The sequence below is a fragment of the Rathayibacter sp. AY1E2 genome (assembly GCF_002932325.1).
Lineage (GTDB): Bacteria > Actinomycetota > Actinomycetes > Actinomycetales > Microbacteriaceae > Rathayibacter.
The window spans coordinates 62926-77280 of the sequence record NZ_PSVO01000005.1; the positions used below are offsets into that span (position 1 = coordinate 62926).

The window sequence follows — 14355 nt, forward strand, 5'->3', positions numbered from 1 at the left end:
ACGGATCCGCGCAGGGCGGCGCGGGATCACGCGCCCGCGACCGTGGAGCCGCGCACCAGCAGCTCGGTCGGCAGCAGCGTCACGCGCTGCACCTCCTCGCCGGCCAGGAGGCGCACCAGCACGTCCGCCATCGCCTCGCCGAGGCCCGTGGAGGGCTGGCGCACCGTGGTGAGGCGCGGCTCGCTCGCCTCGGCGAAGTAGTCGCCGTCGAATCCCGCGAGTGCGATGTCGCCCGGGACCGTGAGGCCGCGCTCGCGCAGCGCCGTCAGGGCGCCCGCCGCCATCTGGTCGTTGGAGGCGAAGACCGCGTCGATCGGCCGACCGGAGTCGAGCAGGCGGCGCATCGCCGTCGCGCCGTCCTCGGGCGAGTAGTCGCCGTACTCGACGAGCGAGTCGTCGAGCCCCGCGGCGGTGACGGCCGAGCGCCAGCCGGACAGGCGGTCGATCGCGGCGGGCATGTCCTGGCGGCTCGCGATCATCGCGGGGGCCGTGCGGCCGAGGCCCAGGAGGTGCTCGGTGGCCGTGCGCGCCGCTCCGGTGTTGTCGACGTCGACGAAGTAGCTGCCGCCCTCCTCCGTCAGCGGCCGCCCGCCGAAGACCACGGGGAGCGAGGCGCCGAGCTGCGCGTAGGAGTGGTCGCCGCTGTGGTGCGAGACGACGAGCGCGCCGTCGACGTTGCCGCCGAGCAGGTAGCGCCGCGTCTTCTCGGGCGCCGCCTCCGACGCGATCACGATGGTGAGCGTGTACTCGGTGCCGGCGAAGGCCATCGCGGCCCCCTGCACGACCGAGGCGAGGAACGGATCCGCGAACACCTTCGCCGCCGACTCCGGCACCACGAGCGCGACGGTCTGCGTGCGGCGGCTGGCGAGGGAGCGCGCGGCGCGGTTGGGCACGTAGCCGAGCTGCTCGATCGCGGCGAGCACGGCCGTCCGGGCGCCGTCCTTCACGCGCGGGGAGTCGTTGACGACCCGGCTGACCGTCGCGCGGGAGACTCCGGCCAGCGCGGCGACGGCTTCGAGGGTCGGGGCGGCCGAGGCGGTGTCGTGGGTCATGCAGGCCTTCCTCGCGGGTGCCTCCGAGGCTAGCCGAGCGCCGGAGGAGCGGGCCCGTGGAGGGCGTCCTCGGTGCGAAGGGGCGCGGATCGCGGCCATTCGGGGGTGATGCGGGGCGGCGGACCGGGCCGGCGGAGCGAGTCCGCGGCCTGCAAGGGCGCGGATCGCGGCCGTCCGGGGTGGCGCCGGGCGGTCGGGGGCGCCGCCTCGGCGATCGTCGGCGCGACCGGCGCGCGGCGATCGATCGCCCACTGCCGGCAGCAGGCCGCCCCCGTGACGGTCAGCGCCCGCGACGGAAGCGCGCGAGGAGTCTCCGGAGCCGCTCGGCCTGCCGGTCGGTGAAGTCGTTCGACAGCCGGAACGCCTCGCTCGTCGGGTCCGCCCCGTTCGCGACGTCGCGGATGGCGCGCAGCGCCTGCTCCGACGGCGTCGGCCCGTCCCCCGGACGCGGCTGCGCCGACCCGCTCGAGGGGTCCTCGTCGCGCCGGTCCTTCGGCTCCATGTCGCCTCCTCCGCGCCAGCCTAGGCGGCGGCAGGTCGGGCCAGGAGGCCCGAACGGGGCGTGATCGGCGGGATCCTGCGCGGCAGTGGTCGGGATGCTCCGAGCACGACGACCGGCCGGGTCGAGAACCCGCCGACCGCTCAGTCCACGGCCCGATCCCTCCCCGCAGCCCCCGACCCCCGGACCCGGAGCACCACGGCCCCGGGCCCGAGGCCCCCGTCCCGCGGTCCGATGTCCCCCGACCCGGTCCCGCAGGAGTCTCCGGGCGTCAGCCCTTCACCGCTCCGCTCATGATGCCCGCGATGAGCTGGCGTCCGGCGAGCAGGAACAGCACCAGCAGCGGGATCACCGAGAGCACGGCGCCGGCGAGCACGATCGAGTAGTCGACGTAGTAGCCCGACTGCAGCTGCGCGAGCGCCGTCTGCAGGGTCGGATTCGTGGGGCTGAGGACGATCAGCGGCCAGAGGAAGTCGGTCCAGGCCATCATGAACGTGAAGAGCCCGAGGATCGCCATCGCCGGTCGCGCGGCAGGGACCGCGACGGTGAGGAACGTCCGGAACTGGTTCGCTCCGTCCACGCGCGCCGCCTCGATCAGCTCGTCCGGGATCACGTCGACCAGGTACTGCCGCATGAAGAACACGCCGAACGCGGTGACCAGCGTCGGCACGATCACGGCGCCGAGCGAGCCGGTCCAGCCGAGCTGCCGCATCAGGATGAACAGCGGGATGATGCCCAGCTGCGTCGGGATCGCCATGGTCGCGACGACTCCGATCATCAGGCCGTCGCGCCCGCGGAACCGCAGCTTCGCGAAGGCGTAGCCGGCGAGCGTCGAGAACGACACGACCGAGAGCGTGATGATCCCCGAGACGATGATGCTGTTCAGCAGAGCCGTCCAGAACGGGATCGCCGTCAGCACCTGCGAGGCGTTGGCGAGGAAGTTGCCGCCCGGGACGAGCGGCAGGGTCTCGCTGCGGGTCGCGTTCGAGCCGCTCGCCACGACGAACGACCACCACAGCGGGTAGGTCGAGCCGAGGATGAAGGCGCTCAGCAGCCCGTACGTGAGGAAGCCGGGCCGGTCGACGCGGCCGGCGCGGGAGGCGCGGACGCGGCGCACCGGGAAGGCGGCGGAGGCGGCGGAGGTGGTCATCGCTCGCTCTCGTTCTGGCCGAGGCCGGTGGTGGTGAGCAGGGGGTCCGCGGCGGCGATCTCGTCCGCGGTCGCGGGGCGGGCGGAGCGCCGCTTCGAGCGCTGCGAGATCCGGTTCTCGACGGAGGCGATCCGCCGCGAGATCGCGAAGTTCAGCAGGCCGATCAGCACGATCAGGAGGAACAGCAGCCACGCGATCGCGGCCGCCTCACCGAAGTTCTGGCGGAAGAACGCCATCTCCCAGAGGTAGAGGACGGTGGTCTGGAACTGCCGGTCCGAGCCGCCGATGCCGCCCGCGTTCGACACGTCGAACAGGCGCGGCTCCGCGAAGATCTGCAGGCCGCCGATGGTGGCGGTGATGATCACGAAGATCAGGGTCGGCCGGATGCTGGGGATCGTGATCGAGCGGAAGCGGCGGAACGCGTTCGCTCCGTCGATCGCGGCCGACTCGTGCAGCTCGCGCGGCACGGCCTGCATGGCGGCGAGGAGGATGAGGGCGTTGTAGCCGGTCCAGCGCCAGTTGACCATCGTCGCGATCGCGACGTGGCTGGCGAGGCGGTCGTTGGTCCACTCGATCGGGCTGATGCCCACGAGGCCGATCAGATTGTTGATCAGGCCCTCCTGGTCGCTGAACACGCTCGAGAAGATCAGCGCGACCGCGACCGGCGAGACGATGTACGGCAGCAGGACGCTCATCCGCCAGAAGGTGCTGGCCCGCAGCGCCTGGTCGAGGGCGGCCGCGAGCAGCAGCGCGACGGCGAGCTGCGGGATCGTGGAGAGCAGGAAGATGCTCAGCGTGTTGACGATCGAGTTCCAGAAGAAGCGGTCGCCGAGCACGGCCGCGAAGTTCGCGAACCCGACGAAGTCGCCCTGGCCCTGCAGCAGCTGCCAGTCGTAGAGCGACACGACGAGCGTGTAGACCAGCGGGAACGCGCCGGTGAGCGCGAAGAGCAGGAAGAACGGCGAGATGTAGAGGTAGGGCGAGGCCTTCACGTCGAAGCGGCTCGCGCGCTGGCGGAAGGTCAGCGGGAGTCGGGGCGCCGGGCGCCGCTTCCCCGCGGGGGGCGTCGCCGTGGTCGGCGGGGTGAGTGTGCTCGTCATGGCGCTCTCTTCGAGGTCGAGTCGGAGTCGGAGGGGATGCGGCGGGGCCGGAGTCTCTCGTGCGGCGGGGCCGGCTGGGAGGAGTCGCGGGCGGCGGGGCCGGAGAGGCCTCGGCCGGCGGGCGGCAGCGTTTCTCCCGTGCGGCGAGGTGGCCCGACACGGGCGGCCCGGCCGCACGGGACACGGGAGGTCCGGTGGCGGCCGGACCTCCCGTGTCGGGTGGGCGTCGTCCCGGAGGCGTCAGCCCTCGGGCGTCGGCCCGACCGGATCAGTCGACGAGCTCACCGAGGAGCTGGAGCGCCTCGTTCCAGCCCTCCTTGCCGTCGATCTCGCCGCGGTCGACCTTCTGCAGGACCGGTCCGAAGACGTTCTCCTGGATCAGCGAGTCGTCCGGGCCCTTGTACTGGGCGACGACGCCCTCGGCGCGCTGCGCGAGGATCGCGCCGGTCGGGGAGTCGTTCATGCCGGGGTCGGGAGCGGCCGCCGAGGCGAGCTCCTTCTGCGCGTCGAGGGTGCTCGGGAACGGTCCGGCCGCCTCGAACGCCTTCAGCTGCTGCTCCGGCTCGCTGAGCCACGACGCCAGCGCGGCGGCCTCGGCGGGGTGCTTCGACTGGGTCGGGACGGAGAGGAACGAGCCGCCCCAGTTGGCGGGGCCGCCGGGGAAGACGTCGGCGAAGTCCCAGCCGGTGGCCTCGGCGTTCCCGCCGCCGGCCTCGACGTTGCTCTTCAGCGTGCCGAACATCCAGCCCGGGCAGACGAAGGTGGCGAAGGTCTGGTCGGTGAACGACTTGCCCTTGTTCCAGTCCCACGCCTTCTGCGCGGCCGACAGGCCGGAGGCGGTGGCGTCGGTCAGCTGGCCCCAGCGCTCCTCGAGCTCCGGGTTGCCCTCGACGTTCAGCTCGCCGTCGGAGGTGTAGTACCCCTCGGGCAGCTGGTTGACCATCGCGTTCCAGACGAATCCGGAGTGGTCGAACCACGCCTTGCCGGTGGCGTCGTGGTACTTCTGGCCGGCGGCGAAGTAGTCGTCCCAGGTCGCGTCCGGTCCGCCGAGCATCTCGGCGACGGCGGCGCGGTCGGTGGGCATGCCCGCTGCCTCGAAGGCGGCCGTGTTGTAGCAGAGGCCCTCGGGTCCGATGTCGGTGCCGTAGCCGATGACGCGTCCCTCGGGGTCGGTCGCCTGCTCGTACTTCCAGTCGACCCAGTCGGCCTTGCGGTCCTCGATGCCGTGGTCGCGCAGGTCGACGAACTGGTCCGAGACCTCCATGACGGAGCCGAGCCAGCCCTCCTCGATGGCCACGACGTCGGCGAGCCCGGAGCCGGCGGCGAGCTTGGTGAACGCGTCGGTCCGCGCGTTGCCGCCGGTGTCGATGTTGTTCGGGACGATGGTGATCCCCGGGTTGGCGTCCTCGTACTCGCCGTAGAGCTCGTCGAAGCCCATGGCGTTGAACGTGGTGACGGTCAGCTCGATCTCGCCGCCCTCGGAGGCGTCGGATCCCGACGAGCATCCGGTGACGATCAGGGCGAGGGCCGAGGCGCCGGCGATCGCCGCGGCGATCCTGGTGCGTCGTGAATAGGGCACGGTCACTCCTTCGTGATGGTGGTGGGGCACCCCTGCGAGCGCTCTCACGCGTGCTGTTCCGCGTATGTGAGAGCGCTCTCACGAGGTGTGCGGCGAGCTTACGCACGCCCCCGCGGAGAGGTCAAGCGTTTTCGAGAGAGCGCTCTCATCGAATTGATGGTCCGCGCCCAGCCGCGCACCTCCCCGCCGCCCTCGCCCCCACGAGAACGCAGAAGTCGCGGTACTCGAACGCGAGTACCGCGACTTCCGAGGACTCACCGCCCCCTGCCGATCGAGCAGCGGCTACTCGACCAGCAGGGACGCCCTCAGCCCACCAGCACCGCGAAGCCCTGCGCGGGCAGCTGCACGGAGACGGCTCCGGACGGCGACGTCTCGCTCACGAGCGCGCCGTCCTGCGAGTAGACGCGCAGGGTGCCGGAGCCGCCCGAGACGCCGATCGCCGTGGTGCGCACTCCGTCGGTGGAGTTGCGGATCAGCTCGGTGCGGCCGCCCTCTCCTCCGACCACGAGGCGCGTCACCAGCGGGCGCACCAGCAGCGCATCGAGGCGCGTCTGCCCGCTCAGCGGGCGGACCTCGACGCTCGACGAGCCGGCCGGCACGATGCGGCGGAGCTTCTCCGGGAGCAGCGCGCCCGACGCCTCCGTCACCCCCTGCGACCCGACGGTCGAGCGGAGCAGGTCGAGCGGCCGCTTCCCCGACGTCCAGACGCTCAGGGGCGTGCGCTCCGTGCCGCGCTGCGGCTGGTCGATGACGGCCTCCACCACGCGGTCCTGCGTGGACGGGCCGATCGGGATCGAGATCGCGCGGCGCGGGTCGGTCAGCGAGAGGTACGAGCCGCTCCAGCCGGCTTCCCCGGTCCAGGACGACTCGGGTGTGACGACGGTGCCGCCGCGCGCGCTCTCCGCCTCGACCAGCGTCAGGCCGTCGCGCGAGCGCTCGGTGGCGACGGAGCGGGCGCGGTCGGCGACGTCCGGGTGCTCGTCGAGCGCCAGCATCGCCAGCAGGCCGTGGATCGTGCTCTCGGCGCCGCTGTTGCGGTTGACGGACCCGTCGGCCTGGACGCCGTCGAAGACGACTCCGGTGGCCGGGTCGTAGACCGGGCCGAGGCTGCGGTTCAGGCCGAAGAACCAGGCGCCCTGCACGGCCGCGAGGTCGGTGAAGGCGCTGGAGCCGGTGGCATCGGCCAGGGCGAGCGAGTTCTGCAGGCGGGAGTCGGCTCCGTAGGCGATCTGCACGCGGTCGGTCGGAGTCGGGTTCCAGCCGTTGTCGGGGCCGCCGGCGGTGAGCAGCTCCGGAGCGAAGCGGGCGCCGTCGACGATCGCGGGCTCGAGGAGGGAGGAGTCGTCGAGCGCCGCGGACGACGCGGCCAGTCCGCCGGCCATCTGCGACGACCAGGAGTGCCAGAGCGTGCGCGACTTCGTCCACGGGAGGATCGCGCCGTACGGCCAGGCGGTGGTGTCCGCCTCCGTCGTCGTGGTGCGGGCGTAGGCGGCGACGCCCTCGGCGAGCTCGGCCGTGCTCGTGCGCACCGCGGAGTCGTCGGGAGCGGCCTCGAGGTAGGCGGACAGGCCGAGCAGCGCCTCCGAGGTGGCGTCCGCCCCGTCGACGATCAGCCAGGCCGGCACCTGCACGCCGTCGGCCTGCGCGTACTCCCCGTAGCGCGTGAGCACCTCGCGGTCGACCGCCGCGACGCCGAGGCGCAGCCGCTCCTGCAGGAAGGCGGCGAACTCCGGATCCGTGTCGCGGAACGCCGCGTAGCCCTCGCCGAGCGCCCAGAGGGTGCGGGCGAGCCAGTAGCTGTCCTCGGAGTCGCTCGGATCCGGCAGCTCGACCGGCTCGGCGCTCGCGTTCAGCTCCCCGTCGGTCTGCATCCAGAGCACCACGTTCCCGGCGTCGTCGCCCTCGGTGGTCTGGAAGTAGGCGAGAGCGCGGAGCGTCTCGAAGGCCTTCTCGCGGCTCTCGGTCGAGCCGGTCTGCTGCCAGTGGCGGAGGTAGACGACGGCGGCGCGCGAGATGTCGTCGGTGTTGAAAGCACCCTGCTCGTAGTCGCCGGTCGCCGGATCGAGGCGGCCGCCGCCCACGCGCTCGAAGGCGCCGCCGTCGCGGGCGTCGGCGTAGGTCCACGGCATCACCAGGGTCGGCTCCTCGTCGAGCCGGTAGGTGGTGTGGCCGGGCTCGGGCACCGGAGTGGCGGTGTCGAGGAGGAAGTCGAGGTGCGCCGTGTTCGTCAGCGGCTCGGCCGCCTTCGCGGGGGTCGCGCCGAGGGCGAGGCCCCCGACGGTGAGGGCGGCGGCGGCCAGGACGGCCGCCGATCTGGTGAGCGTGTTCGTCATCGAACTCTCCTTGAGTGGGGTGTGAGGGGCGGATCTCGATGCGCCGGCGGTGCGGGCTGCTCGATCAGCGGGAGGCGCCGACGGACTCGATCAGCGGCGTCAGCCGTCCGTGCGGACGAGGCGGGCCGCGCCGATCTTCGAGTCGGCCATGCCGTAGAAGACGTAGTGCTGCCCGTCGATCTCCTCGATCGCCGTCGGGAAGACGACGTTCGGGACGATCCCGCTGCGCTCCTCCTCCGTCTCGGCCTCGAGCAGCGGCTCGGCGGTGCGCGCGATCACCCGCGACGGGTCGTCGCCGTCGAGGAGGATCGCTCCGGCCGAGTAGTTCACGTGCTGCTGCTGCGCGAAGGCGCTGTCGATCACTCCGGTCACCCCGTGGTGGATGAGCAACCACCCCTCCGGTACGCGCAGCGGCGCGGGGCCGCCGCCGACCTTCAGCTCCTCGAACGGGAACTCCGGGCCCGCGAGGAACCGGTGCCGCGTCCAGCGCGTGAGGCTCGCCAGGTCGCGGTCGACCTCGTCCACCGGCACGTAGCTGATCCAGATGCTCTGCCGCGGGTCCTCGATCCCGGCCGGGAGGCGCACGCCCTCGCCCGGCCGCGTCTCGCCGAGGTCCCACATCGGCCGGTGCAGCACCGCGAACGAGCGGGTGCCGTCCGGTGCGGCGACGATCTCGGGGAAGAACACGCAGTCCTTGTTGTGGAACAGGCCCAGGTCGATGTCGAGAGCGTCGTCGTAGGCGAAGGTCACCGGGCCCAGGCGCCGCCAGGCGCGGAGATCCTCGGACACGGCGAGCGCCGTCCGGGGCCCGAGCGGCCCGTAGGCGACGTACGTCATCACGTGCAGGCCGAGCGCCTCGATGAAGGTGATCCGCGGATCCTCGACGCCGGCGTTGTGCGCGCCGCGCTCGAAGCCGCGGTCGGGCGCGAGCACGACGCCTTCGCGCTCGACTCCGACGGGCACGCCGCCCTCGACGACCACGCGGGCCAGGCCCACGCGGGAGACGTTGCCGGCGGCGACCATCCGGGGCAGGAGGTAGAGCTCGCCGTCGGGTCCGCGGCCGCTGCCGGGGTTGAGCACACCTTCGGCTTCGAGGGCGTCGCCCGGGGCGGGCTCCATCACGACGCCGACGCGCTCGAGACGGTAGGGGACAGTGGTGAGGGTGGGAGACATGGTCAGCCTTTCACTCCGGATCCGAGATCGGTCGAGACGAAGTAGCGCTGGAACACGATGAACAGCACCACGACGGGCGCGGCGAGCACGACGGCTCCCGCGAGGATCGCCCCGAACGGGTTGTCGGTCGACGACGCCACGTTCGAGATGTAGTTGGCCAGGGACACGGCGAGCGGCTGCAGCGACGCGTCCTTGGTGATGAGGAACGGCCAGAGGAACTCGTTCCAGGGGCCGATGAAGGTCAGCAGCACGGCGGTCACCAGCGCGGGCCGCACCAGCGGGAGCGCGATGGTCCACAGCAGCTTCAGCTCGCCGGCGCCGTCGATCCGGGCCGCCTCGAACAGCTCCTTGGGGAGCTGCAGGAAGTACTGCCGGAAGATGATCACCGCCGTCGAGTTGATGGCGAACGGCAGGATCATCCCGAGGTGGCTGTCCGCGAGTCCGTAGTCGCGCGCGATCAGCACGTAGAGCGGGATCTGCAGCAGCTGGAACGGGATGACCTGCACCAGCAGGGCCAGCGCGAACACCGCGTTGCGCCCCCGCCACTGCAGCATCGCGAGCGCGTAGCCGGCGAGGACGCCGAAGAACACCGTGCACAGCAGCACGCCGCCGGTGAAGATCCCGGAGTTGACCAGGCCGGTGAGCAGGCTGATCCGCTCGTTCACGTTGACGTAGTTGTCGAGCGTGAGGTTGCCCGGCTCCGGGATCGCTCCGGCCAACGTGGGGTCCGGATCCGTCTGCAGGGAGCCGACGATCATGTAGTAGAAGGGGAAGAGGAAGACGATCGCGCCGATCGCGAGCACGACTCCGCGGAGGATCACGGCTCCGCGGCTGGAGCCGACGGGGCGCCTCCGCGGCGACTTCTCGGGGGCGACGGCGGCGGGCACGGCCGAGGCGGCGCCTCCGGCACTGGACAGGGTGCTCATGAGTTCCTCTCCCCCGCGAAGCGGTTCTGCAGATAGGCGATGACCAGCACCAGCAGCACCAGGACCACGCCGATGGCCGAGGCCACGTCGGGCTGCCCCTGCTGGATCCCGAGCTGGTACATCAGCAGCACGGGCGAGGCGGACGCGCCGTTGGGGCCGCCTCCGCCGGTGAGGAGGTAGGGCTCGGTGAAGAGGTTCGCCCCGGTGACGGTCGACACCAGCAGCACCAGGAGGGTCGCGGGCCGCACGCTCGGCACGGTCACCGACCAGAACTGGCGGATGCGTCCGGCGCCGTCGGTCGAGGCCGACTCGTAGAGCTCCTTCGGCACGTTCTGCAGCGCCGCCAGGTACAGCAGGATGTAGAACCCGAGCTGCTTCCAGGTGACGTAGAGAGCGATGATCGGCATCGCGAGCTGCTCGTTGATCAGCCACGACGGGTTCGGCGCCAGCGGCCCGAGGAGGCTGTTGACCAGTCCGTTCCCGTTGAAGAGGAACAGCCACACGCCGACGACCGCGACGCTCGCCGTGACGTAGGGCACGTAGAAGCTGACGCGGAGGAACGTCCGCAGGTGCACGACCTTGTCGAGCGCCGCGGCGAGAAGGAGCGAGAGCACCACCGTCAGCGGCACGTTGATCACCAGGAAGATCCCGATGTTGCCGAAGGAGCGGATGACCTGCGGGCTCGAGAACGCCGTGACGAAGTTGTCGAGTCCGACGAACGGTCGCTCCACCTGCACGCCGGGAGCTGCGAAGAAGAAGTCGTGGAACGCGATCCAGACCGAGTAGACGACCGGGAACGCGAAGACCGCGAGCACGAACAGGAGGTAGGGGCTGCCGAACAGCAGCCCGAGGGGCTGGGGCCCGAGGACGCGGTGCAGGAGGCTCCGCTTCCCCGGCGCCCCGGCCGGCGCGGGCCGGCGGGTGAGGGTGGTCACGGCCGGGTCACTGCTGGCCGGCGAGCCCGGTGACGGTCTCGGCCGCTCCGTCGAGCGCCGTCTTCACGTCGCCCTCGCCGAAGATGACCGTCTTGCCCCACGCGTCGCGGATCGCCTGCAGCATCTGCACCGTGTTCGGCCCCGACGGCACCTCGATGGTGCGGCTCGCCTGGTCGCCGAAGCGCTGGTAGGCGGGGTTCGCCTCGAAGTAGTCGGCGTAGGTGGTCTGCAGGTCGGTGCGCAGCGGCATCTGGCCGGTGGTCTCCAGCAGCGAGCGGTCCTGCTCCTCGCTGGTCGCGAACTTCAGCACCTCCCAGGCCGTGCCCTTGTTGGCGCAGGCGGAGTAGAGGCCGACGTTCTTCGCGTCGCTGAAGGTCCAGGTGTCCTCGGCGGGCGTGCCGTCGGGGGTGGGCACCGAGACGGAGCCCCAGTTCAGGTCGTCGTAGACCGAGACCGCCCACGGGCCGACGATCGACATCGCGGCCTGGCCGTCGGCGAAGGCGTCGCCCTGGTACTGCTCGCGGCCGGCGAGGCCCTGGTCGTAGAGGCTCTTCCAGAAGTCGGCGACCTCATAGCCCTCGTCGTCGGCGAAGGTGGCCTTGCCGTCCTCGACGAGGCTCGTCCCTCCGGTTGCCGCGGCGTAGAGCGGCATGAAGTCGAACTGGGTCTGGAAGAACTCGCTCGTGGGCGCGGGCTGGATCGCGGCGGGCGCGGCTCCCGATTCGACGAGCGTCTTCGACGTGGCGAGGAAGTCGTCGTAGGTCGACAGCGACGGGTTCTCGGGGTCGAGTCCCGCCTTCGCGAAGAGGTCCTTGTTGTAGAAGATGACGACCGGGTTGCTCTTCCACGGCATCTGGAAGTACTCGCCGTCGGCGTTCTGGTACTGCTCGGCGAGGTCGCCGCTGCGGGTCTCGATGTAGTCGGCGCCGCCGTCGAATTTCGAGAGGTCGACGAGTCCGCCCTGGCGCTCGAACTGGCCCACCGCGCTGGGGGCCGTGTTGAAGACGAGGCACGGCGCGTTGCCGGCCGTGATCGCGGCTCCGATGACCTCCTCGCTGCTCTTGCCCGCGGGGATCTCCTGCCCGGTGATCTCCTCGTCCGGGTGGTCCGCGTTCCACGCGTCGACCATCGCCTTGCCCCACTGCACCTCCTGCTCGTTGTTCGAGTACCAGATGGTGATCGGTCCGGTGGCGGTGAGGTCGGTCGACGCTCCGCCGCCGCCGCTGCAGGCGGTGAGGGCGAGGGTCGCGAGGGAGGCGGTGGCGATCCCGGTCAGCCAGCGTCTCGTCGTCGAGGGGGCCATGGTGTTCTCCTTGTCCGGCGTGCGCGACGGTGCGCACGCGTCTTCAGTGGGTCGACGGCCGCGGAGGAGCGGTCGAGTGGCGCACCACGAGCCCGGCGGGCTCGAGGTCGACGTCGGGGGCGCTGCCGGACTCGATGAGGTCGAGCAGCGTGCGGGCGGCCTCCTCGCCCCAGCGCGCGGGGCGCGTGCGGGCCGAGGTCAGCGACGGGTAGACGTGGGCGGCGATCTCGGAGTCGTCGAAGCCCGTGATCGAGAGGTCGTCGGGGAGCCGGAGCCCGCGGGCGTGCGCGACGCCGAGCCCGGCGATGGCCATCGGATCGTTGCCGAAGACGATCGCGGTGGGCGGAGTCGGGCTGTCGAGGAGGCGCTCGGTAGCCTCCGCCCCCTGCTGCGGGCTGAAGTCGGTAGCGATGGGGGTGGTGGGTTCGAGTCCCACCACCGTGCAGGCTTCTGTGAAGGCCTCGCGGCGGCGGGAGGAGTGGAGCAGGTGGTCGGGCCCGGCGACGTGGGCGATGCGGCGGTGGCCGAGCTCCGCCAGGTGCCGGACGGCGTCGGCGATGCCCGCGGAGTCGTCCATCACGACGGCGGGTGAGGAGGAGCCCTCGAGTCGCCCGAGCGTGACGGCCGGGATCTGCAGCTCGGCGAGCAGCGCCGGCCGGGAGTCGTCCTGCCGGAGGTCGGTGAGGAACACCCCGTCGACGCGGCGGTCGGCCGCGAGCGTGCGGTAGACGGCCTCCTCGGAGGCGCCCGGGTCGACGACGCTGAGCACCAGCACGCGGCCGCGCTCGGCGAGCACCCGCTCGACCCCCGAGATGAAGGAGGGGAAGAACGGGTCGGCCGCGATGACCGCCGGGTCGCGCGCCACGACGAGGCCCACCGCGAACGAGACGCTGGTGGAGAGGGAGCGGGCCGTGAGGCTGGGCCGATAGCCGAGCTCGGCGGCGACACGGAGGATCCGCTCGCGGGAGTCGGGCGAGACGCCCGGCCGGTCGTTGAGCGCGAACGAGACGAGCGCCTTGCTCACGCCGGCCTCACGTGCGACGTCGAGGATCGTCGGTCTGCCCGCCATGGGAGCTCCTTCGCTCGTCGCCGCATCTGAACCGGTTTTGTAAACCGGTTCAGAGCACCGTAGCAGGGGGATGCGCGGAGGAGAAGAGGGAGGTGGGTGGGGCGGCGCTCGTGCCACCTGGAGCCTGTTTCCCGCCTGTCCCCGGTGCTGGGACGTGCACGCGTCGGCCGGTCGCTACGGTGTCGGACGCCTGTGCATGGGCGCCCGGGATGGCCGTCGAGCGAGTGGCTCCAGGCCGCTCACGGAACCGTCGAGCGACGGAGTCTGAGAGCCCTCCGCGTCCCGGTCCCGGCGCGTCCGCCTGGTGCTGGAGTGTCCCGGTGCCCGGTGACTCCGCAGGCACTCCCCCGACCCGAGAGAGAGAGAGAGAGAGAACGACCATGGCCCGCCCCCACACCGCCAGCCGCACCACGAGCGAGCAGCGCACCGAGCACGCCGAGCAGTACTCGGCCGGAGCGCGCTACGCGTCAGAGGCGTTCGGCACGTTCCTCCTGGTCGCCGGCGGCGTCGGCACCGCGGTCTTCGCCTCCGCCTTCCCCGACTCCGGCAACGCGCTCGGAGTCGGCTTCCTCGGTGTCGCCCTCGCCTTCGGCCTCACCGTGATGGCCGGCATCTACGCCGTCGGCCACATCTCCGGCGGCCACTTCAACCCCGCCGTCAGCGTCGGCCTCGCCATCGCCGGCCGCACCGAGTGGAAGCACATCCCCGGCTACATCGTCAGCCAGATCCTCGGCGGACTCGTCGGAGCCGGAATGGTCTTCCTCGTCGCCGCCGACGGCCCCGCCGGCTACCTCGCCGCCGCCCGCGACTCCGGCTTCGCCTCCAACGGCTACGGCGCCGCCTCCCCCGGCGGCTTCGGCCTCGGCGCGGTCCTGCTGACCGAGATCGTCCTGACCGCCGTCTTCGTCGCCGTCATCCTTTCCGTCACAGCCAAGAGCGAGTACAAGGCCGTCGCACCGCTGGCCATCGGCTTCACGCTGACGCTTGTGCACCTGATCAGCATCCCGGTGAGCAACACGTCGGTGAACCCGGCGCGGTCGATCGCTGCGGCGGTGTTCGCGGGGCCGGACGCGCTGGGGCAGGTGTGGGTGTTCATCGTGGCGCCGATCGCGGGTGCGGCGATCGCGGGGGTGGGGACGAAGGTGCTGAACCGGCGGAAGTAAGGAGGTGAGGGGGCGTGCCTTGCTCGGGCGTCTCGCGCTTGACAGGCCAGCCCCTGAACGCTTCGCACAAAAC

General features: G+C 71.7%; 12 protein-coding genes. 1 reads left to right on the forward strand and 11 read right to left on the reverse strand.

The genetic code is table 11. The features are described 5' to 3' along the window. Positions 1-26: 26 nt before the first annotated feature. The 11 genes from C5C49_RS06045 to C5C49_RS06095 form a co-directional block, all read right to left on the reverse strand. A complete protein-coding gene (locus tag C5C49_RS06045; RefSeq protein WP_104345689.1) occupies positions 27-1052 on the reverse strand; it encodes a LacI family DNA-binding transcriptional regulator in 1026 nt (341 codons plus the stop codon). 280 nt (positions 1053-1332) lie between these two features. Next, positions 1333-1554, reverse strand: coding sequence for a hypothetical protein (locus tag C5C49_RS06050; RefSeq protein ID WP_104345690.1), 222 nt, complete (start codon positions 1552-1554; stop codon positions 1333-1335). A gap of 268 nt (positions 1555-1822) precedes the next feature. Then, positions 1823-2701, reverse strand: a complete 879-nt coding sequence (locus C5C49_RS06055; RefSeq protein ID WP_104345691.1) for a carbohydrate ABC transporter permease — start codon at positions 2699-2701, stop codon at positions 1823-1825. Continuing rightward, positions 2698-3801 carry a carbohydrate ABC transporter permease gene (locus tag C5C49_RS06060; protein WP_104247219.1) on the reverse strand — a complete coding sequence of 368 codons (1104 nt, stop codon included), beginning with the start codon at positions 3799-3801 and terminating at the stop codon, positions 2698-2700. Before C5C49_RS06060 ends, C5C49_RS06055 begins: the two co-directional genes overlap by 4 nt. Before the next feature lie 268 nt (positions 3802-4069). After that, positions 4070-5380 carry an ABC transporter substrate-binding protein gene (locus C5C49_RS06065; protein ID WP_104224001.1) on the reverse strand — a complete coding sequence of 437 codons (1311 nt, stop codon included), beginning with the start codon at positions 5378-5380 and terminating at the stop codon, positions 4070-4072. Positions 5381-5685: 305 nt separating this feature from the next. Beyond that, on the reverse strand, positions 5686-7713 hold the full coding sequence (locus C5C49_RS06070) for a hypothetical protein (protein ID WP_104345692.1): 2028 nt from the start codon (positions 7711-7713) through the stop codon (positions 5686-5688). 99 nt (positions 7714-7812) lie between these two features. Next, positions 7813-8886 carry a glycosidase gene (locus C5C49_RS06075; RefSeq protein WP_104345693.1) on the reverse strand — a complete coding sequence of 358 codons (1074 nt, stop codon included), beginning with the start codon at positions 8884-8886 and terminating at the stop codon, positions 7813-7815. 2 nt (positions 8887-8888) lie between these two features. Continuing rightward, positions 8889-9812 (reverse strand): carbohydrate ABC transporter permease, encoded by a 924-nt coding sequence (locus C5C49_RS06080; protein WP_104238931.1) that lies wholly within the window; start codon positions 9810-9812, stop codon positions 8889-8891. Then, positions 9809-10747, reverse strand: a complete 939-nt coding sequence (locus C5C49_RS06085) for a carbohydrate ABC transporter permease (RefSeq protein WP_104223956.1) — start codon at positions 10745-10747, stop codon at positions 9809-9811. Before C5C49_RS06085 ends, C5C49_RS06080 begins: the two co-directional genes overlap by 4 nt. Before the next feature lie 7 nt (positions 10748-10754). Next, positions 10755-12050, reverse strand: a complete 1296-nt coding sequence (locus tag C5C49_RS06090) for an extracellular solute-binding protein (RefSeq protein WP_104263404.1) — start codon at positions 12048-12050, stop codon at positions 10755-10757. A 43-nt stretch (positions 12051-12093) separates the two neighbouring features. Then, the gene (locus C5C49_RS06095) at positions 12094-13119 is read right to left on the reverse strand and encodes a LacI family DNA-binding transcriptional regulator (protein WP_104345694.1); all 1026 of its coding nucleotides are present in this window, start codon (positions 13117-13119) and stop codon (positions 12094-12096) included. Positions 13120-13499: 380 nt separating this feature from the next. On the opposite strand from C5C49_RS06095, the gene aqpZ reads away from it, so the two are divergent. Then, a complete protein-coding gene (aqpZ, locus tag C5C49_RS06100) occupies positions 13500-14282 on the forward strand; it encodes an aquaporin Z (RefSeq protein WP_104345695.1) in 783 nt (260 codons plus the stop codon). Positions 14283-14355: the final 73 nt, after the last annotated feature.